This window comes from Candidatus Formimonas warabiya (assembly GCF_002777255.1).
Taxonomy (GTDB): domain Bacteria; phylum Bacillota; class Dehalobacteriia; order Dehalobacteriales; family Dehalobacteriaceae; genus Formimonas; species Formimonas warabiya.
In genome coordinates this window covers 4,390,317-4,409,778 of sequence record NZ_CP017634.1, presented here as the reverse complement: position 1 = coordinate 4,409,778, position 19,462 = coordinate 4,390,317, and the positions used below count along the sequence as shown (strand labels likewise).

Below are 19,462 nucleotides of genomic sequence, written 5' to 3'. Positions count from 1 at the left end.
GGCTAGTAACTTAACCTCAAAAAGGCAACAAAAAAACACGATAACCAAAATCGTGCCTCTGAAAAATATTAGGCATATGGTTGTCTAAAAATTAGCAAATTTAGTTTTCGGTCACCTCATTATTACATACCAACATATGTAAACACCCCTTTGCCTAATATTATTTACACGCAACAATATTATTTTATGATTAAGGAAATCATTTGTCAATGATTTCCTTAAGCGTTCTTACTTACACTGCTCAGGCTCAAGCAACAGTCCCTGCCCCCATCTGTCCTCTGAACTGACCACCGTGAATCACGGGGACGTCTTGAATCCAGATGACAGCATCCCTAGGACCATCCCCATGATTCCTGCTTACCAACCGTTGCGCCATAGTCTCATCTACCCCGTGTTCTTTCAACCTCACTACCTGTCCCTTTGACACCTTGCCTGGAAAATCAATTCGACAAATAAAACCGGACAAAAAATGTTGTCCCCCGGGGACCGGTCTCAAACCAGATTTCTCCTTGATGCCTCTGCACAATGCTATAGCAGATGGCCAACCCTAATCCGGTGCCATTTTCTTTCGTGGTGATAAAGGGTGTTCCAATTTGGTCAATGACAGCGGGATCAATCCCGGACCCCATGTCCTGAACCTCCAGAAAAATACTGGACGCCTGCCGGTACACTTTTACGGTCAGGGTTTGGCCGGCCTGCATTGCGTCCAACCCATTGCGGGCTAACTGCAAAATAAGCTGACGGATTTCGTATTTATCCAGGGGTATGTCAGGCACATCTTCCAAGTCAAAAACTACACCTTTATCCGCCGTTCCCGCGTCCTCCGCCAGCACCGGCTCCATACTGCGCCCCAGCATGGTTAGATTGCAGGCCTCTAAATGAAGAGCCCTATTTTTGGCGAGCAAAAGAAACTTCGTAATAATAGCATTGCACCGGTCTAGTTCATCAATCATCAGATCGAATATTTCGTGGTTCTTTTCGTTTCTCTCCTTTTCTGCCAAGAGCTCCAGAAAACCCCGCACGGAAGTCATGGGATTTCTCATTTCATGCCCCATACCGGCGGCTATTTCCCCCACGGTATTCAACCGGTCGAGTTTAATCATTTCCTTCTCCATCTTTTTCCTTACCGTGATATCCCTGCAGTAAATGGATAATCCCTGGCGCGAAGGAAAAATCCGCATGGCCAGCCAGCGGTCCGGCAGCACTAAATCTGTCTCAACCTCAACAGTTTTTTGCTCTCGAAATGCCTTCTCACAGCTTTTTTTCAGCGAAGTTTCCCTTAACCGGGGAAAGTGCTGCCAGATTTCCTTTCCCATGAGTTCCCGGGAACTTCTTTGAAAATACTTTTCTGCCTGCCTGTTGATATAAGTAAATTCTCCCCGGCGGTTAAGGGCAAAAAAAACGTCGGATATTCTTTCCAGAGCCTCCCGCGCCTCTTCCCTTAAGCTGTTTCCCCTTTTGGATTTTACTTCTTGATCCGCTTTTCTGGGATTCGTTTTTCTTCGGCCGGAGAACTCTCCATTTCCATAGATTACGTCAGTCATAACCCTCTCCTTACTAACATTAAACACAAAGTCCCTGCCTTACAGCGGGGGCTTCACACATTTGGCCTTTCCATACTGACAACTTTATTTTTTTCCTCTTTTGCTTTATACAAAGCCTGGTCCGTCAATACGACGAGTCGGTCCGCCTCCATTTTATCCGTGGCGCAGGCAAGGCCTATGCAGACAGTGATTTTGCAGCATGAATTGGAGTGTTCTACTACATTTCTGATCCTTTCGGCAAATACTTTTGCCCCTTCAATACCGGTACCCGGAAGGATGATGGCAAATTCTTCTCCGCCCCACCGGGCAACCGTGTCAATTACCCTGGTATGGGTTTTTAAAATGCTTGCCAGTTCGATCAAAACCCGGTCCCCTTCTATGTGCCCATAGGTGTCATTAATACTTTTAAAATTGTCTACATCTATGATTGCCAGAGATAAGGGCAGCTTTGTCCTTTTCATCCGTTCCATTTCACAAGCAAGTCTTTGATAAAAATAGCGCCTGTTGCGCAATCCGGTCAACGGGTCACTGCTTGTATGTTCATACAGTTTTTTGATAACCATGCCTATAATTACGCCTGCTACGGTTTGGGCAAATATAACGCCCCACCATAATAGCAGATGAACATTGGTTGCCGCATAATTTTCTATGAAATAGCCGCAAATACCAAGAATCAACCCTGTTGCTGCTAAAATAATAGGAGCGAGCCGGTAAAAACACTCACTCATTTAAAGCAACCCCCACGTTATACCCGTCTTGTATTACCATTAAATACAAGTATAGAGATATTTTTCTAGAATGTCAACGGTTATAACCGTCATATATGCATCAATGTATCCATTGACTGGTTGAACGATTGTCCATTACAGGATATTTTTCTTTTAGAGGTGACAAAATAGGATGAACGATGTGATAAAATTAGTTGGTGAAAGAATCAGAAATTTACGCAAGGAGCGGGATTGGACCCAGGAAGAACTGGCATACCGGGCAAATATCCATCGTTCCCATTTAGGCGAAATTGAACGCGGGGAAACAAGCATGACTGTGGAAAGTGTCGCAAAGCTTGCAGCTGCTTTTGAAATAACACTGGAAGACGTATTTCGGCATTTACAGCCGTCTTATGAAAACAAGGACAATGAGGCCTTAACCCTCTTGATGAACAGAATAAACAATCTGAGTAAAGACAACCAAAAAGTGATGCTGGACTTTCTGGACGTGCTGTCACGGTGGAAGGCATAGCAAAAGCCGGAGGGTGAACCGCATTCCTTAACAGATAAAGAAATGACTTATTTAGAATATTTTCAGATGAAGCCGACTGACACCGTTTTTTCAAACGGTGTCAGTTTTGTTTAGTAGTTATAAAAAATATAGAGACAGGTCATGTCTGTTTCGATGCCTAACAGATATATCTCTATCCCATAACCAGCCCTATCTGTCATGTATGTCAATATATGAATTACGGGAAGGGAAGGCTGTGAGAAAACTAATTTTTAGTAATTTTCGTTCTCACTATATTTTGCCCACTTATTATTATTAACTAAAATCTAAACCGCTGCCTATATAAATACTGAATCCATTTTTGAAATATGTTGACAATTGTTCTAAATCCCTTTTCGAAGATTCCAACAATAAATTTAAAGAACGTTTAGAATTTCGTTTTAGGGCGTGTCCCCTTTCCTTGTACATGCATATTATGTAATAGGGTAAAAAGGGAAGGAGGGCTTACATTGGGACTGCTTGGCAAGAAAGAAAATGTTTTTGATGATATTATCGATCTGATTATCATTCTCATTGTTCTTACATTCTTATGCTTTTGTGTATTTGATAATTAGCATTTATATAAACTTTGAGCCCTGCTCCTTTGGGAGTGGGGCATTTATTTTTGTACAAGATTTATTAGATGGAAATAGAATTGTTGACTAGAATGGAATATTATAGAATAATTAACTTAGTCGAAAAAAAGGAAAAAGTGGTGAAAAATGAAGGAAAAAAGATGGATGCTTTTCTGCGCAATTTTTGTTTTTGCCAACCAATTGGTTCGATTGGTAGAAGACAAATATTTTTCTTCTCTGGAATCTTCTCTAATTACTTTTTCTCCATATATAAAAAATTATGACATACCTATAGGAAACAGGTATTCAATTTTTATTATTTATTTAATATTTATACTGGTTTTTCATATTTACCGCGGTAAACTTCATGACTTCCGGTTGGAAACGGGTAAGTGGTTATTTACAGCTGGCCTGTTAGGAAATGGGTTTAGCATGCTGTTTTATGGCAACGTGATAGATTATATTGGACTGCCCAGTTGGGGGATAGCAACGAATCTTCCTGATATATCCTTGTTTATTGGAGGGGTTTTTTACTCCTTTGGTGTTTCCTGAGAAATAGTTCATTATTACCTGCCAAGATGGAAAGAACATAGGAGCGCGATAAATATTATGAAAAATGACCATGGATTTATCTTGGCTTATACAGTTATCATGATTTTGATTCTATGTATGTTTGTCATGGTTGTGGCCAGCCTAGGGATGAATCACGCCAAAAACGCCATGGCTCTACAGGACCGAAACGCGGCGCTGTATGTCGCGGAGTCGGGGATTAATCAAGCTCTGTATCGGATAGAAAATGGAGAAACCGTTTTACCGGAAAGCGAAGAAGAAGGAGAAGACGAAGATGTTGATGTTTTGATTGATGAATTTTCACATAGTACCGATTTTTTTACAGATGGATCAAGTTACTCAGTGGAAATATATTATAACGCAGCGGATAAACTGGTTACGATTGAATCAGAAGCAAGAAAAGAGGAAGAACAAGAACGGTAGTGGTAACAGGGGGAGTAGAAAATGGAGATGATGAAGATGATGGCGAAGAAGATGAAGAGGGAAAGAGTCTAAAATTAGTGGTTAACGGTAACCTAAAGTTAAATGGCTCCCATGCGTTCCAATTAAAAAACAAAGCGTCTGTTTATGTATCCGGCTCAATTAATATGAATAATGCAGGAACTACAATGGATGTAAACTATGCATCAACTTTTTACGTCCATCAAGATATAAACATAAATAATAATGGAGCAATATTATATGTAAATAATCCAACCCATCAGTTTGTCAATTTCTTTGTAAAAAAAGACCTTAGTGTTTATGGAGGTACGATTGATACTGCTAATATTACATATCCGGATGGCCGATTAAATATGTTTGTTCAGGGAAAGCTGTCTACCGGTAATCCGGCAAAATTTGGAACCGGTTTACCGGACAGACTAATCACGTATTTGCCGAACAAAGATGTAAATGGCAATACGATTACACAAAATCATGAGGTTTCTGCGTGGCAAGCAAGCATTAAGGCGGGAATTTATGCCCCGGCGTCAAAGGTATCGACAGATAGTAATATATTAGGTGCAATAACATGTGAAACCATGTCATCATACAGTGGGACAAAAACCTATAGCCCGCTTATGGCTGCAATAAACCTAAATGGAAATACTGTATTTCCCAATAATAATAGCAATAATGACGGAATTGTAACTATAAAAAAATCTGATACAGGTTGGAACGATAATCCGGTCAATAGATATTGGGATAAAAATTACACACCTTTTAACCTGCAATTTGCAATTGAATCCGTCCCAGCTGTTCCAAGTGCTCCTAGTGGAACTTCTTATATAAGTTTCAGCGACATAAATAATGGTGAAAACCGGGTGTTTCCTTCGGAAGGGAATTACCAGTCATCTGGTAATTATAGGTTAAACAAAATTCAGGTAAATCGTGGTACGTTAAAAATTACAGGTCCGGCAAATATTTATATAGATAATGGAATAGAGGTTAATAACGGATCTTCTATTCTGGCAGAAGGCAATGTGAGTTTTTTCATTAAAGGGAAGCTACAACTTAATAACGGATCTTCGTTTTTGATTAAAGATTCGTCAAATGTTTATGTGGGGAACGAAATGGAATCAAATGCTTCAACATTCATATATGAAGGAACCAATTCAGAGGGTAGTAGTGGAGGCGGAGAAGACGATCAAAAAATAAAACTAGGACATATATCATGGAAGGAGCAATAAAATGAATGATAAGGGGTTTACCCTAATAGAAGTAGTTGTCGCAACGGTCCTTCTTGTTATTGTCTTAGTTCCTGTTTTTTCATTGGTTACCCAAAGCTATATTCATGTTCGCATGGCCGATGATTACAATAAGGCTGCCTTCTATATGCAGGAAAGAGCAGAAGAGATAAAAGTTGCGGAATTTGATTCCATTGAAGATGAACCTGATAAAAGCTTTGGTCAGTATGTACTCCGTGAAGATATTACAGACCAGGAAGAAGACGATGAAACAGGAGACGTTCTTATAAAAAAAGTTGTGCTTAGTATGAAAAAAGATGGAAGGAATTTGGGCCAATATCAGTTTTACGTATATCGAGGTGGTTACTAAGTAATGCGAAATGATAAGGGATTTACAATATTGGAAATTGTGATCGTAATCTGCATTTTAGGAATAATTGCCATCCCGATATTTAACACATTCATAAGTGGATACGATCGGCAAAATAAAGCTACTGTCCAGGAAGATTATCAGGCCAAGGTTCAAGAAATAATGTACGCGATAGTTGATGGGCCTGCCGGTAAGAACGGAGGGCTGAGATATGCCAGTAGTGCAAAGACACTGGAAAACAGAAACGATAATATTGCGTTTGTGGATGGGACCCAAAATACCATATATTTTTTAGATAATGGCACACTATACCGAAAGGTTTCAAGTTCTTCATTTGATGCCATTCCGGATCCCGGTACTTCCGAAAAACTACTTGATAACGTGGGAGATTTTGAAATTGATATTGCGGAGAATGAGAATGTCGTGACCATAAAAATTGTTATAGATACTGCTGATACAGGTGTGCAAGACGTAGCGCTTGAAACAAAGGTAAAAATGAGGAATGCAATTTGATAAGACCAGGGAAACCCCATATGCCATTTATCCGCCCCGTTTTACAATTATTGTTAAGCACTTCAAAAAATGCACGGGAATGTTTCATATTTCGTGTAATTAGTTATCCCTAACAAGGTTTAAGACCTTGCAATAATGGGTAAAATTGTAGTACAGCCAGAGGGACAAGGCTCTGCCGGAGGGCAACCTGAGGATCTGACTGTGGAACTCAAGCAATGGAAAATGCAGTCTTAAAAGGGGCTGCTTTTTCATTGCTTAGATTCCCAACCCGAAAAACTCCGGAGGTTTCGGGGGCAGAGCCCCCGAAGAGCTATGCGCTTTTGTTGCCCGACAGACGTTCCTCAAAGAAAATAGACATCTGTCCCATTATTATTCCCCAATCGCGCATGGGTAATCCCCATTTTTTCTCAATTTCCATAATAGATAGGTAAACTGATTTCTTGAGCGCCTCATCGCCGGGGAAGGTGGTCTTGGTTTTGGTAAATTTCCGGAGCATTCGATGAAATCCTTCTACGGCATTTGTCGTATAAATCAGCCTTCTGACATTCTCCGGATACTTAAAATATACCGAAAGCTCGCTCCAGTTATCTCGCCATGACTTTGAGATTTGAGGATATTTTTTGCCCCATTTCTCCCCAAATTCCTCAAGATGATAAAGGGCGTCCTCCTCACAGGGAGCCTGATAGACTGTCTTTAAATCCGCCATAATAGGTTTTAAATCTTTATAGGAAACATACTTTGTTGAGTTTCTGATTTGGTGGATGATACAAAGCTGTTGCTCTGTCTTCGGGAACACGCTGTTTATCGCCGTCGATAATCCGTTTAAATTGTCATGACACGCAATGAAAATGTCGTTGATGCCCCGGTTTTTCATCTCATTGACCACCGTTGCCCAAAAGCTTGCACTCTCATTTTCGCTGATCCAAATACCTAATATCTCTTTCCTGCCTTCCATGTTAATCCCTAATACTGTATAGGCACACTTGTTGATGATCTTGGCGTCCTTACGCACTTTGAAGACAATTCCATCAAAGAAAGTTACAGGATATATGCTCTCCAACGGTCTTGACTGCCACTCCATCAGCTGCGGCATGATTTTGTCTGTAATGCGACTGATCAGGGCCGGTGATGCGTCTACCCCATATATATCACGAAGGTGTGCCTCTATATCACGGGTAGACATCCCTTTTTGGTACATGGCTATCACTTGCTGCTCCAGATTGTTAGATTTTGTCTGATATTTCTCTATAAGCTGCGGTTCAAATTCTCCGTTTCGGTCTCGCGGAACCTTGATTTCCGTCTTTCCCATTTGCGTTTGAATCGTTTTTTGGTTGTAGCCGTTCCGGCTGTTTCCGCTCAGATCTCCTGCCGGACTGTGCTTATCGTATCCTAAATGCTCATCCATTTCTGCTTCCAGCATCTGCTCAATGGTTCCGCTGAACAGATTTTTCAGCATTGTATGGATGTCCTCCATGCTGCTGCATTCCTGCGCCAATAGTTTTACTAGTTCATTTGCTCTTTCGTTCATTGATAACATCTCCTTTGTGGTTATTATTACCAATTACACGAAAGTTTAAACGTCCTCAAATGCACATTGCTTTTTTCATTCACTTCATTTTCAATAAGAGCATTTTTAATAACAAACAACCTAAAGAATCGTGAAGAAACTCCACGATTCTTATTTTATCTCATCTAGTTTTCCCAGATGATGCGGGACCGGAGATGGTGACACTTGGGCCTGCTACCCGGTAAATCCGTTTTTCATTAAATTAAAGCTCGGCAAATCAAAATACACAATCTTACGTAATTTTACAGTATCAAATCTTTTAGCTCTCTAGGATAACTTGTAAGCGCCTTTTTGCCATCCTTCGTTATAACGTATGGCAAAAACCATAGAAAAAAGATGCTCAAACTTAGGTCTAATGGTGAAAGTTCAGCGGACCCTCAATATGCATTACTAAAAATCTATTAATTTCATTTGTAATACTCCTTTACCATTTTTAAGATTTCCTCTTTATTGTTAACCGGACAGTCCTTATTAATACAATCTATAAGAGTTGAATAAAACTCTTCTTGCGTTATTTTAAGCTTAGAAACTAATATATAAGTAAGCGTATCAATTTTATGATTAATTAAAGAGATATGATTATTAATACTGGTTACGGATTCATCTTCTTTTGAATAAAGGTAATTGATCACAAAAATATGCAAACTGGTTCCAAGCAGTGAAACTGAATAAAACACGGCAAAGAAAAAACCATATGACAAAACAAATTCAACCAAAAGGTAACCCCAAATATTAATAGCTATATTTAAATTAAACACAAAGAAAGAAACAAAATAAATAAATATTAATATCCCAATAACAAAACCTATATAATAAAAACTAAATAATATTGAAATTAATGATTCAAATTTACCTAACCTATCCATTTGATATGCGGCTTTATTACCTATAGTACCAGCAATTATTGCAAGTCCACTAACAATGAACCCCAGCAATCCTAATAACCCGATTAGAGTATTTAGTAAAACATTTTGTGTTATGGCATTAATTGAATCGATATTATTAGTTAACAAAAAAAAATATCCTATAGTTGTAATAATAAGTGCACAGAATAGAGAGAAATATACTTCGAACTTTTTAAAGTCAAATAATGGGTTACATTTAAAAGACTTTTTATATAGCTGACTAAAGGAATAATGATTCATTTTCTGATTATTCACTCTTACCAACATACCTTTCTATTGTCCTCTTTGTACGTAAAATAACAATACCCTTTTTACTTGCTTCTATGAAACCTATTTTAGACTTTTTTTCCTCTTCATTAATTATAGTTTGATATGGAGAATGCTCATCTGAGTCAAAGTGAAACTTAGACCCATCCCGATTAGACCCATCTACCTCAAGTTTTCCATACCCATCACTGAAAGTTTTATATGCTTCATTTAAATTTAATACTGTCCTAACCATTGTCGCCTTTGGGTTTATTCCATTTTGACTTTTGGAATTAACTTCAAATATACTTGTTTTTTTTGTAATATTTGCTTTTCCCATTTTTTCTATGTCTTTGTCATACAAATTTTTTAGTGATTCTTCATTTACATTTGGAGGAATCACAATAGCTTTAATTCTATTTATTTTGTATGCTTTTTCAACTCTTTCTCGTATACTAAATGGATCCTTAATCAAGAAAATCTCAAATCCTACATCAGTGAATTTATCTAATAGATTCTGAAACGCATCAAGGAACTGGGCATACCCTAATTTCTGCTTTTCGCAAAAGGTAATTATTTCGTTATCTAAATCAAAATAAAAAAAAGTACTTGCTGAATTATTTCTATGCATGACTTTTTCAGATTTTCTAGTCTTGGGATCAAATTCCTCAGCATGTATTGGAAATCTTCTAACAAGTTTACCCGTAATTATATTTTTTACTCCGTCACTGAATTTATCTATATCCGAAAAATTGAAGGTTTCTTTTAGTTCAATTCGCTTCAAGTTACCCTCTTCGTCTTCTATTGTTCTAATATCACTCTTTTGATACTCCTCTTTATCATTAATCTGGACATAAAGTTTATTCATTATATCCTTGATTTTAGTTTTACCACTATAAACCTGGAATATGTTTGAATTAACATTTACCTTTGCGTAGTATAACTTGGGCACCAATAATCCTCCTTCTTTTACAAAAAACTTTTGTAATGTGATTTCGTTATTACATTATTTTACATTCATCTCCATTTTCCTGCTTAATTTGGTAAATATGAAAAATTTGTCTTTAGTGTTGACGTCAATACAAATGGGTTTTAACCCCTTACTTTTACACCAAACCGACAAAAAAATGGCCGTAGTCGCTTGATATAAGCGAGATAGCGGCCTTTTTATTTTTCATAAATATGTAGTGTAAAACCTTATTTTTGGGCTTGTGCTAAAAAATTTTTTATATCCCCAAGGCGTAGTCTGTTATCGGGGAAAACACTGAGACGGTCCTATTGAGTTCAATTGATGACATTATTGACTGTCCCAGTGATTCTTTCGCTATGAGTGATTTACTAAATCTTACTCAGTGGGATTTCCGCCCACTATATCATGTCCCCTTAACACCTTGCCAGGCAAAATCAATTCGACAGAAGGTCCGGGTTAAAGTCAGCGATCAGCCTCTCGCCGATGCCGTCGATCTCGTCACCGCTCAGGTAGGGAACGCCTTGCATGTTTGTAGCGTATTCTGGGATATACATCTGCGCTTTAGCGCCTCCGCTTCTTCAGTTCTTCGACGAACTGCTTCCATTCTTCCTCGCCTGCGCCGAGGTCGCGAGCCGTCCGAAGCGCCGCACTCACGTAGTCTCGCTCGATGATGTACTCCGGCAGGTCTGGCGCTATCGCGCCGCGCTGTTTACCGGCAAGGTCGTACATCAGTGTCTTTTCTTCGGGCGATAGGTGGAGTGCCGACGCTGCGGCCTCGAGCCTATCTGCTGTGAGCGGCGCTCTGCGGCCTTTTTCCACGTCGGAAAGAAACGGGGCTGAGACGCCGATCAGACGCGCAAGCTCGCGCAGCGTGACGTCCTTTTCCTCACGCTTACTCACGAGAAACTCCCCCAAGGACATATCCTCGGATTTCATTTCCTCACTACCTTTCTGTTTGAGTTTTGCGTCAGACCACAAATTAACCGCAATCCTTACAGTCAACAGTGATATAGCATCACACGAGGGTGCTTGTCAATACACCCCCGCAAAAATGTTTCACATGAGTGCGCTGATCGTCTGCAGGCCTTCACGATCGATCCGCTCTCCGAGCTTCATGAGACCGAACACCATGAGGGCGCGGGCGTATAGGTACGGCGTTGTCGTCTCCGGGTAAAGAGCCCTGAGCAGGGCGGCAAGCTGACCGTCCGGGTCGACGGTGCCGACGCCATAGTTACTGCCTTCGCTGTCGGACAGCGGATAAGCAGCAGGGTCGATCTCGCCGAAGTGGTTCTTTATTGCATATGCCATAGCGAACTTCGCGGCCGTAATCGCGAAGTCGAAGCAGCCCGTCGACACAAGCTTCTCCACGACCTCGTTTGCCGCCTTCGTGAGGTGGACGTTGACTAAGTCTGTCATGCCGATGCGCCTCCTGTTTCCGGCTCGATGCGTGTATTGAACGATGTCACGCGTGTGAGCCTGTATTCCTTCTTCAGCGCGGGTCCGAGCGTGTCCCGTGCAAACTGCTCATCGATCTCGCTGGTGTAGGCGAACAGTATGACCTGATCGGACAGCACCGGCAGCGCTTCTGTGATGTTGTGTTTGTGAACCGGGTCAAGCCTTCCGAACGGCGAGTCCATGATGACGGGTCCATGCAGCGGCGCGTTCTTGTGCAGCGCGCCGATCAACGCGAGCGCGACCATATGCTCGTTGCCCGACGAGCGAAGCGGTACGACGACGCCGGTCGAGTGAACGATCTCGAGGCCGTAGTTCTCGTTGATGAGCAGCTTCACATAGTCCGGGTCGTTCGTGATGCGCACAAACAGGTCGGTCGCGTCCTTCTCGACTTTGGCCTTCAGTTCGTCGCGATACTTGCTGATGCCCTCCTCGAAGATGCTCGTGATCTGTCCGCACAGGTCGGCTTTCTTCTTCGCGAGCAACATGTCGGAGTCGGTGGCCAGCTTCTCGAGCTTTGCATACTGACCGGCGATCGCGGTTCTGATGCTTGTTATCTGGTCGCTCTCCTTCTTCTTGCCTTCCTCAAGGTTGCCGATCTTCGTGAGACAGATGGTCAGCTGTCTGAGGTTCTCGGCCGCTACCGCCGACAGATCCTTGATGTCACCGTGCCGCTCAAGCTCTTCGCGTACGCTCTTTAATTCGCGTTCGCTGTTTCCTATCTCGACCCGCACGGCGGTAAGCTGCTGCTCAAGCACCTCGAGCCGCTCCTTCACGCTCGGCAGCTGCATGCCCTCAAGCACAGATCGGCGTCCTTGCAGTTCTTTGAGTTCTGCGGCTTCTTCAGCTGACAGCCCGCCATAGCTGCTCTTGGCTTTCTTGATACGCTCCTCGATCTTCGCGAGCAGACCTTCTTCGATATCCTGCTCGCAGAGGTGGCAGTGTTTCTCGCTGACCGCCTTCTTCATGTCCTTGACGAAGCCGCTCGCGATCTGCTGCGCCTTCTCCTTGTCCTCTAGTTCCTGCGCCCTTGCCTTGACTCCATCAAGCACGGACGTGACACGCGATCCGACGAGACCCTTCCATGCGTTCTTCGTTGTGACGACGATCTGGCTCATGATCCCGTCCCGGCGTGCCTTCTTCTCCTCGATGGCCTGTTCCAGACCGTTCATGTTGGTGAGCAGTGTGCGCACGTGCTCGTTCTGCTCCGCCTCGCCGGTCAGTTGCGCCCTCTTCACAAGCTCGTCAGTAAGCTCGTTCTTCATCCGCTCGAACTCGTCGACGTGCTTCTGAAGCTGTGCCTCGAACGCCTCGATCATCGCACCGATCTGCTCCGTCTGCTGGTTGCTCTTCGCGACTCTCGTCATGGCCCTCAGACAATCCTCGTGCGCCATTCCTGTGGCCACCGCACCGTTCGTAAGCACCGGTATGCCGAGTATGTTCTCGATGGATCCCTTTATCGCTACGCCCTCGTCAGAGTCCTCCATGATGAGATCCTCGTATTCCTGCAGCAGTTCGCCATCAAAAAGGAAGAATCGAGAGACCTGCTCGGGCATGATGAGCCGCAGTATGTGGTCGGCCTCTGCTGCGGGCAGTATCGCGCCTTCCCTCTTCAGGTAGACGTGCTGCTCGTAGTCGTCATTTCTGACCGGCTTCGTGACGCCCGCCCTGAGCTTATACTGCCTTGTGAGCTCGTAGTTGTTCGCTCCGTCCGTCATGCGCAGTACGACCTTGAAACCGTATCTGCCGTCCTCATGGCTCTCGATGTTCGACAGTTTCGTCAACTCGACATTCGCTCCACGCCGGTTCTGGAACTTGCCGTAGAGGGCATAGCGGAACGCGTTGAGCAGTTTCGTCTTCCCGCGTCCGTTGTTTCCCCACGTGATAATGACGCCGTTCTCGTTCGTGAAGTCGATAGTCTGGCTGCCCTTGAACGGGCCGAAGTCCTCGACAGTCAGACTGGTGAAACGCAGCATATCACCACCCCGCTTTCGCTTCGTCGAGCTTCACATCTTTCATGTAGTCATCGACGAGCTTTTTCGTAACCCGGCTACCTTGTTCCGGGTTGTCCTGATTCTCGAACTGCGCAGTCACGATGTCTTTGATCAGATCCGCGGGGATATCGGGGTACTTTTCCGCGCGGACTGCTTCGAGCACCTTAAGCAGTTCTTCGACTTCGACGCTATTCATCATCGTCTTCAAGCCCTCCGTTCCTCAGTGTGTTGAAATCGATCTGGAATTCCGCTGCTATATTCTTCAGGTCGGTGAAGCCCGAGTAGTTCTCAGCGCTCTCACCGAACTGTATTGCTCGTGATAGCTCGGCCGTAATGATCGACAGGCTCTTCTCGTCCTCGCCTTCGGCCATGACCGGTATGGTAATCGCGTCGTAAAGCTCCGCGAAGTGCTTGCCCTTTGCGCGTCTGAGTATGCGGCCGCGCCTCTGTATGAACTCGCGCGGGTTCTGCGACGATGCGAGGATGAGTGCGTGCGTGGTTGACGGTATGTCTACGCCCTCGTCGAGACACTTGATCGACACGAGCACGCCTCCGTTGTCCTCGAAGTAGCTAATCGTCATGTCACGGTCGCCCGCCATGCCCGCGTAGTACTCGTATGCGTCGAAGCCTGCCGCCATCGCGCTATGCAGCACGGCCTTCAGCTGATCGATGTTGTCACAGTACACGATCCACTTCTGACCCGCCTTGAAATTCTTCCGGAGCACGTCGAGTGCGAGCGGTACTTTGCCCGCTGCGTTTTTCACGATTCGCGCCCTATTGATGATCAGCATCTTCAGACGCGGGGTCGATTCGATGTCAACGCCTCCTTTTGACCGAGCGAGCAGCTTCCTGACCTCTTCTGTGATCTCATCCCACCGCGCCTGCTCTGCCTTCGTGAGCGAGAGCTTCTGAGGGTGATAGAAGTACTTCGTGAGCACGCCTGCATGAATGGCGTCCTCAAGCGTAAACGGTGGGGGAATAATGCCACCGAAGTAGTCCATGATCGCCTGCGTGCCGACAGGATCGCCGTACCTGCACGGTGTGGCTGAGAGTCCCAGCCTCGCACCCGTATCAAGCACGAATATCTTCCGGCGCTCCGGACTGCCGAGCCTGTGCACCTCGTCCGCCACAATGAAGAGGTGCGTCCCTTGCGCCACTCTGCGGATAAAGTCCGGCGATGCCGCCGTATCCATCGTCGATATGATCACGCGGTTCTGGCCGGATCCGGGGCTTGTCCACGATGTGAGCGTATTCCCGTGCCGCCACTCGGTGTGGCCGTCGCCGCAGAGCAGATAGTATACCTTGATGTCTCCGATCGTCTTCGTGAGCTCGTCGTACCACTGACCGAGCAGGTCGCGGGACGGCACGAGCACTATGACCGTCTCACCGCGTCCGAACGCGTCGCGGATCGCGCACATGGCCGTGAACGTCTTGCCGCTGCCGGTGGCGTGTTCGAATACCCCGCGCCTGCCTGCGGCAGTCCACGCCTCGAGCGCGTTCGTCTGGTGCTCTCTCGGTGAGTATCCGCCTGGTCTCTTATCCGGCTTCCACTTGGCTGCGAGGCTTTGCGTTACTTTGATCTCCTCAAGCAGTTGCTCCCAGTCCGCGCCCTTCGCTTTGTCCTTCAGTACCGCCTTCACGTCAGACGGGAACGAGTAGACCGCTACGCCAGGTATGACGCCTTCCCACAGCCTCGCGAAGAAGCCCACCGCCGTCTCAAGACGCTCTCGGTCTCTTGCGTCCGCCCAACTTGGGAAGACGTCGATCGACTCGATGTTGCCGTCAGAGGAAAGCCCTTTGAACGTCTCGTTCATCGACCCGCGAAAACCCACGGACAGAGCACCGTCCGAGAACACTCCGACCTTATCGTGAAACATTCGCCGCGCATCTGCGCCTGCCTTATCACCCGGCACGGCGATCTTTACGTCGATGATTTTTTCCGAGACCAGATACGCGAGAAGCCTCGCCGGAGCGGAGGGATCTGGACTTGCGAATAGCGCCTCGACCTCTTCCTTGATGGCATCCGCGAGCAATTCGTTGTTCCTCGCCGAGTAGCCTTCTGCGAGTGCGGCCTCGTCGGCGTCTGATATGTACGGCGAGCATATGAGCCGCATCCTGCCGCCGCGCATGATGAACTCCTTTAGTGCACTCCACGCGATGATGTAGATCGTGCTGCCGAAGAAGCCCGATATCCGGTCGTACCTGACAGACGCCCGCATGCACGGAAGGTAGAAGCCTTCCGCGATGTCATCTTCGGCCTTGTTGTATGAGGCCTTGAACTCGAAGCTGTCAAAGCTCATGACGTCGCCTCCTTTAGCCTGATCTCCACGCGCATCCACAGCGCCTCGGTCAAATGCTCCGGCCGCGCTGCAAGGATGATCTCGCCGTTGGCGCGCACACTTGACGCGACCGGCTCATAGAGCGCTCTGATGATCGTGTCGGTGCGCACCTGCATGTTCGCGCTGTACGCGAATTCTTTGTGCTTGTATGGGTCCCACAAGACGAACACGCCGCCTTTTACTTCGTCGGTCACCCGTGCGTACGCCGCGAGTACGGGCGTCCTTCCGTCCGAGTAGTCGAGCATTCCGCGGGTGTTGCGCTGCTGCCCGGGCAGTATAATCTGAAACTTGTACTCGTCCGGTGCGCGGCCTCCGGGCGGGTTAGTGCAGTTGTAAAGGTACGCACGGATCCGTAGCGGAAACGGCGGCATGAGATCCACGAGAAGCGGATTGACGCCGCTGTGCTGCTTCACGCTTACCCCGAGGCCTTCGATGAAGAGGTGGTTTAATGTCTGCTTGCTGAGTCTCTGCGGTGCGGCTTCAGACATCAAGCGTCACCTGCCTGTTCGCTCCGACCTTCCGGAGCGTCTGCTCGGCCTCATCGACGTACGACTGCACGACGTCAAAGCCGATGAACCTGCGGTCGAGTAGAAGCGCTGCGACGCCGGTCGTGCCGGTGCCCATCCACGGATCGACCACGAGGTCGCCTTTCTCGGTCGTCGCTTTAATGTATTTTTCGGGAAGGTATAGCGGTTGCGTCGCTTGATGATCTCCGATTCGCGCTGATACTCCTCCGCTAATGACGTTCTTCGGCAGTGCCCCAATAGGGTGCGGCTCGATGGTCTTGTTCTTACGCACGTAGGTATTGCCGTTGGTGCGCGGCTTGTACTCGTACTCGCCGTATGTCTTCACACTGTGCGACTCGTATGGCCTGCGGATCGCATCAAGGTCGATCGTCCATTTCGGAGCCTTCGAGAACCACAAGTTCTGCTCATACGCATCCTGACACGCGGCGCGCAGTCCGGTCGGTGCGGGATTCTCCTTGACCCATATCTCGATATCGACGCACGAAAGCCCCCACTGCTCCTCCATGAGGATCGCGAGCTTCTCGACGATGAGCGATCGCTTCGATGAGACCTTCGACGTGGCCTTCTCGCGGTTAGCCTTGACGTTGATCACGATGAAGCCGTCATCACGGAGCCCCCGAACGGCCGCATCAATAAACGGGGTCATCTTCTCGATATACTCGTGCGCCCTCCACACACCGTAGTCACGCTCGGCATTCGGATATGGCGGCGATCCGTATACGAGCTTTATGGACTTATCCGACAGCGCGAGCATACCAGCCGCACCGTCAGAACAGACCGCTGCAAAGCCGTCCTGCTCAAGCCTGTCCAGCATAACCGTCACCGCCTTCTGTCTCCATGGCTATCCTTTCGGACGCCAGCTCGTTATAGTCCGCGTTCGAGTCGATTCCGATGAAGCGCCTGCCGGTCTTCGCCGCGACCACGGCGGTCGTGCCTGATCCCGAGAACGGGTCGATTACGAGCGCGCCCTCGTTCGTACCGGATAGTATGAAGAACTCGGCGAGCTTCTCCGGAAAGCGAGCCGGATGCCCGATGCCGCGTTCACGGCATAGCTTTGCAAACGCATCGTTGCTGTTCGTGTTCCCGACTTCTATGACGGTACCCGGGTCCGCGCCGCCGTTATCCGCCCAAACCTTCTCGCAGTTGAAGTTGTGCGTGCTCGGTCGCTGGTTCTGCGCGCGGTCACCTTTACCCTTACCATCGAGGAACTTCTTCATATCCTTGCTGTACGGCCTTCTTATCGCGTCCATGTTGAACGTCCACGTCTCGCCCTTGGCGAACCAGAAGCAGTACTCGTGCGACTTCTTCGTGCGGCCGAGCCCGCCGCGCGAGAAGACGTTCGGCGGTGTGGCCGTGTTGTGCCATATGTAATCGCGTACGTAATGGAAGCCGACCTCTTCGCAGAGGTATATGACGAGCTTGAATACGTACAGGTGCTGGAAGTTCTCGACGACCTTATCGCTTATGTTGAGCACGAAACTCCCGTCGTCCTTCAGCACGCGGTAAAACTCTTTCGCCTTCGGCGCGAACCACTCGATATACTCGTCAGGCGCGATCAGTGCCGCGCCCTTGCTTCCGTAGTCCCGCCGATCAGCGTACGGCGGTGATGTGAGTATGAGGTCGACGCTCTGCGCCGGTATATCTTTTAGCACCTCACCGCAGTCGCCTGTGATGAAGCGGTTTTCGAAGTCCTTAACGTCATGCTTGGCCAAGTGATACACCTCATCCCGCGACGCACTGCGGCGCGGTTATTTGTAGTTTCTGTGTGTTGGGGTCCGATCCTGACTATAACAGGAATATTATACCACCGGCTGGGGGTGCCCTTCAATAGTGAATTACACGATAGGCTTACACGGAAGCCGTAGAGATGCCTGCGCCCCGTGTGCACGTCCCCAGTGATCCGCTCCGGCGCGCTTAGAAGAGGCCACTGATCGAATCGCTACGCATGGTGCCTCATCGGCTGGAAGTGCAATAAAAGCCTGCTAGTAATGTCAATCAAAAAGTTGACCGTTTTGAGGCAAAATTTTTTCTTTGATAGTTTTTCAGGGGGGGTGCATTTGGTTTTAGGATAAATGTATGCCGATAGTTAGTGGAAGGATAGGGGTAGCCTGACTTATCCTCACGCAATTCTTGGGTATTGACCGTAAGAATTAAGTCGTATCACTTAAAACTCCTTATTGTCCCATACCTACAACAAATAGGACCAAATAAATAATGCCAAAAGCTATAGGAACATAGCATTCTACATGAGAAAGTGGCCAATATTTTTCTTGGTTTTTACCCTCCTCTAGAATTTTCCATTCATAATGATATAGAGACATAGGGAGACATGTTTCCAAGTCATGAATAACCTTAAATTTGCCGGTATTTAGCTGTTTATAACTATTTATTATGTAATACCAAGAAAGGGTAATTATTATTCCGACTGCTGATATGAGTATGCCCCAATTACATACAGTTGATTTAAATAAAGAAAACAGCGTTAACAAAGCAGAGTTTGTCGTAATAAAAAATGTATTGGCGGTCATTCTCCTTTGACTTACTCTATCCATCATCTCTACATAAAGTTTATATTGCTCAATAATGTGAGTCTTATATAAATCTCCATACTGATCTTCCGTAGTATTAAAAAGCTTGCATTGATTTTCTTGGTGGGGCATAGGAACCTCCCTTAATAAACTCTCGTTTTCTTTAAATATCTTGATTTTTCATAGTTTTTCATTTTGATGTGAATGAGCCTTTCCTTTGGATAATGCATAATTGCTGGTAGTTGTATAGATTCGGGCAGAGAAAATAAAACCGCGTGTGTTTTCTTTATCTCGGCCATCAGGATTCCACATCAACTCCAAGCAGCAACCCTCCCATGTCTTCCGGCATCAATGTGCCTAATTCCTTCGTCCTGCTTATCCTGGAGGTGGAACGTCAATCATGCTCCCAAGCTGGGTCTATGCCCTAAAGGTAAATTCAAC

The 19,462-nt window shown here is 46.2% G+C and carries 21 protein-coding genes; 6 read left to right on the top strand and 15 right to left on the bottom strand.

The window, feature by feature from the left end; translation table 11 throughout:
* Positions 1-440 precede the first annotated feature (440 nt).
* On the bottom strand, positions 441-1,544 hold the full coding sequence (locus DCMF_RS20015; RefSeq protein ID WP_148136062.1) for a two-component system sensor histidine kinase NtrB: 1,104 nt from the start codon (positions 1,542-1,544) through the stop codon (positions 441-443).
* 53 nt (positions 1,545-1,597) lie between these two features.
* Positions 1,598-2,272 (bottom strand): GGDEF domain-containing protein, encoded by a 675-nt coding sequence (locus DCMF_RS20010; protein WP_148136061.1) that lies wholly within the window; start codon positions 2,270-2,272, stop codon positions 1,598-1,600.
* A 172-nt stretch (positions 2,273-2,444) separates the two neighbouring features.
* On the opposite strand from DCMF_RS20010, the gene DCMF_RS20005 reads away from it, so the two are divergent.
* From DCMF_RS20005 to DCMF_RS19980, 6 genes are all read left to right on the top strand, one after another.
* On the top strand, positions 2,445-2,783 hold the full coding sequence (locus tag DCMF_RS20005) for a helix-turn-helix domain-containing protein (protein WP_148136060.1): 339 nt from the start codon (positions 2,445-2,447) through the stop codon (positions 2,781-2,783).
* Positions 2,784-3,523: 740 nt separating this feature from the next.
* Positions 3,524-3,928 (top strand): signal peptidase II, encoded by a 405-nt coding sequence (locus tag DCMF_RS20000; RefSeq protein WP_148136059.1) that lies wholly within the window; start codon positions 3,524-3,526, stop codon positions 3,926-3,928.
* A gap of 57 nt (positions 3,929-3,985) precedes the next feature.
* Positions 3,986-4,369, top strand: a complete 384-nt coding sequence (locus tag DCMF_RS19995; protein WP_148136058.1) for a hypothetical protein — start codon at positions 3,986-3,988, stop codon at positions 4,367-4,369.
* On the top strand, positions 4,369-5,613 hold the full coding sequence (locus DCMF_RS19990) for a hypothetical protein (protein ID WP_148136057.1): 1,245 nt from the start codon (positions 4,369-4,371) through the stop codon (positions 5,611-5,613). The genes DCMF_RS19995 and DCMF_RS19990 overlap by 1 nt, the downstream gene beginning before the upstream one ends.
* A gap of 1 nt (position 5,614) precedes the next feature.
* Positions 5,615-5,980 (top strand): prepilin-type N-terminal cleavage/methylation domain-containing protein, encoded by a 366-nt coding sequence (locus DCMF_RS19985; protein WP_148136056.1) that lies wholly within the window; start codon positions 5,615-5,617, stop codon positions 5,978-5,980.
* A gap of 3 nt (positions 5,981-5,983) precedes the next feature.
* On the top strand, positions 5,984-6,493 hold the full coding sequence (locus DCMF_RS19980) for a type II secretion system protein (RefSeq protein ID WP_148136055.1): 510 nt from the start codon (positions 5,984-5,986) through the stop codon (positions 6,491-6,493).
* 310 nt (positions 6,494-6,803) lie between these two features.
* On the opposite strand, the gene DCMF_RS19975 is transcribed toward DCMF_RS19980, so the two are convergent.
* The 13 genes from DCMF_RS19975 to DCMF_RS29340 form a co-directional block, all read right to left on the bottom strand.
* A complete protein-coding gene (locus DCMF_RS19975) occupies positions 6,804-8,021 on the bottom strand; it encodes an IS256 family transposase (protein WP_148136054.1) in 1,218 nt (405 codons plus the stop codon).
* Positions 8,022-8,467: 446 nt separating this feature from the next.
* Entirely contained in the window at positions 8,468-9,073 is a 606-nt protein-coding gene (locus tag DCMF_RS19970; protein ID WP_214658760.1) for a hypothetical protein, read from the bottom strand.
* Positions 9,074-9,212: 139 nt separating this feature from the next.
* The gene (locus DCMF_RS19965; protein ID WP_148136052.1) at positions 9,213-10,163 is read right to left on the bottom strand and encodes a DUF4747 family protein; all 951 of its coding nucleotides are present in this window, start codon (positions 10,161-10,163) and stop codon (positions 9,213-9,215) included.
* 579 nt (positions 10,164-10,742) lie between these two features.
* The gene (locus tag DCMF_RS19960) at positions 10,743-11,102 is read right to left on the bottom strand and encodes a helix-turn-helix domain-containing protein (protein ID WP_257790980.1); all 360 of its coding nucleotides are present in this window, start codon (positions 11,100-11,102) and stop codon (positions 10,743-10,745) included.
* 135 nt (positions 11,103-11,237) lie between these two features.
* A complete protein-coding gene (locus DCMF_RS19955; protein WP_148136050.1) occupies positions 11,238-11,597 on the bottom strand; it encodes a hypothetical protein in 360 nt (119 codons plus the stop codon).
* Entirely contained in the window at positions 11,594-13,609 is a 2,016-nt protein-coding gene (locus DCMF_RS19950; RefSeq protein WP_148136049.1) for an AAA family ATPase, read from the bottom strand. Before DCMF_RS19950 ends, DCMF_RS19955 begins: the two co-directional genes overlap by 4 nt.
* A 1-nt stretch (position 13,610) precedes the next feature.
* The gene (locus DCMF_RS19945) at positions 13,611-13,826 is read right to left on the bottom strand and encodes a DNA modification system-associated small protein (RefSeq protein WP_148136048.1); all 216 of its coding nucleotides are present in this window, start codon (positions 13,824-13,826) and stop codon (positions 13,611-13,613) included.
* Positions 13,816-15,927 carry a DEAD/DEAH box helicase family protein gene (locus DCMF_RS19940; protein ID WP_148136047.1) on the bottom strand — a complete coding sequence of 704 codons (2,112 nt, stop codon included), beginning with the start codon at positions 15,925-15,927 and terminating at the stop codon, positions 13,816-13,818. The genes DCMF_RS19945 and DCMF_RS19940 overlap by 11 nt, the downstream gene beginning before the upstream one ends.
* A complete protein-coding gene (locus DCMF_RS19935; RefSeq protein WP_148136046.1) occupies positions 15,924-16,454 on the bottom strand; it encodes a hypothetical protein in 531 nt (176 codons plus the stop codon). Before DCMF_RS19935 ends, DCMF_RS19940 begins: the two co-directional genes overlap by 4 nt.
* Positions 16,447-17,307: a DNA-methyltransferase gene (locus DCMF_RS19930; protein WP_148136045.1), complete on the bottom strand. Its 861-nt coding sequence runs from the start codon at positions 17,305-17,307 to the stop codon at positions 16,447-16,449. The genes DCMF_RS19935 and DCMF_RS19930 overlap by 8 nt, the downstream gene beginning before the upstream one ends.
* On the bottom strand, positions 17,291-18,205 hold the full coding sequence (locus DCMF_RS19925; RefSeq protein WP_214658759.1) for a DNA-methyltransferase: 915 nt from the start codon (positions 18,203-18,205) through the stop codon (positions 17,291-17,293). The genes DCMF_RS19930 and DCMF_RS19925 overlap by 17 nt, the downstream gene beginning before the upstream one ends.
* Before the next feature lie 462 nt (positions 18,206-18,667).
* Positions 18,668-19,153 carry a RipA family octameric membrane protein gene (locus DCMF_RS19920; RefSeq protein ID WP_148136043.1) on the bottom strand — a complete coding sequence of 162 codons (486 nt, stop codon included), beginning with the start codon at positions 19,151-19,153 and terminating at the stop codon, positions 18,668-18,670.
* 48 nt (positions 19,154-19,201) lie between these two features.
* Positions 19,202-19,342: a hypothetical protein gene (locus DCMF_RS29340; RefSeq protein WP_214658758.1), complete on the bottom strand. Its 141-nt coding sequence runs from the start codon at positions 19,340-19,342 to the stop codon at positions 19,202-19,204.
* Between the last annotated feature and the right edge of the window lie 120 nt (positions 19,343-19,462).

Excerpts from the sequence above, each read along its gene's own strand:
- DCMF_RS20015 (WP_148136062.1), bottom strand. The coding sequence starts at position 1,544 with ATGACTGACGTAATCTATGGAAATGGAGAGTTCTCCGGCCGAAGAAAA.
- DCMF_RS20010 (WP_148136061.1), bottom strand. The coding sequence starts at position 2,272 with ATGAGTGAGTGTTTTTACCGGCTCGCTCCTATTATTTTAGCAGCAACA.
- DCMF_RS20005 (WP_148136060.1), top strand. The coding sequence starts at position 2,445 with ATGAACGATGTGATAAAATTAGTTGGTGAAAGAATCAGAAATTTACGC.
- DCMF_RS20000 (WP_148136059.1), top strand. The coding sequence starts at position 3,524 with ATGAAGGAAAAAAGATGGATGCTTTTCTGCGCAATTTTTGTTTTTGCC.
- DCMF_RS19995 (WP_148136058.1), top strand. The coding sequence starts at position 3,986 with ATGAAAAATGACCATGGATTTATCTTGGCTTATACAGTTATCATGATT.
- DCMF_RS19985 (WP_148136056.1), top strand. The coding sequence starts at position 5,615 with ATGAATGATAAGGGGTTTACCCTAATAGAAGTAGTTGTCGCAACGGTC.
- DCMF_RS19980 (WP_148136055.1), top strand. The coding sequence starts at position 5,984 with ATGCGAAATGATAAGGGATTTACAATATTGGAAATTGTGATCGTAATC.
- DCMF_RS19975 (WP_148136054.1), bottom strand. The coding sequence starts at position 8,021 with ATGAACGAAAGAGCAAATGAACTAGTAAAACTATTGGCGCAGGAATGC.
- DCMF_RS19960 (WP_257790980.1), bottom strand. The coding sequence starts at position 11,102 with ATGTCCTTGGGGGAGTTTCTCGTGAGTAAGCGTGAGGAAAAGGACGTC.
- DCMF_RS19955 (WP_148136050.1), bottom strand. The coding sequence starts at position 11,597 with ATGACAGACTTAGTCAACGTCCACCTCACGAAGGCGGCAAACGAGGTC.
- DCMF_RS19950 (WP_148136049.1), bottom strand. The coding sequence starts at position 13,609 with ATGCTGCGTTTCACCAGTCTGACTGTCGAGGACTTCGGCCCGTTCAAG.
- DCMF_RS19945 (WP_148136048.1), bottom strand. The coding sequence starts at position 13,826 with ATGATGAATAGCGTCGAAGTCGAAGAACTGCTTAAGGTGCTCGAAGCA.
- DCMF_RS19940 (WP_148136047.1), bottom strand. The coding sequence starts at position 15,927 with ATGAGCTTTGACAGCTTCGAGTTCAAGGCCTCATACAACAAGGCCGAA.
- DCMF_RS19935 (WP_148136046.1), bottom strand. The coding sequence starts at position 16,454 with ATGTCTGAAGCCGCACCGCAGAGACTCAGCAAGCAGACATTAAACCAC.
- DCMF_RS19930 (WP_148136045.1), bottom strand. The coding sequence starts at position 17,307 with ATGCTGGACAGGCTTGAGCAGGACGGCTTTGCAGCGGTCTGTTCTGAC.
- DCMF_RS19920 (WP_148136043.1), bottom strand. The coding sequence starts at position 19,153 with ATGCCCCACCAAGAAAATCAATGCAAGCTTTTTAATACTACGGAAGAT.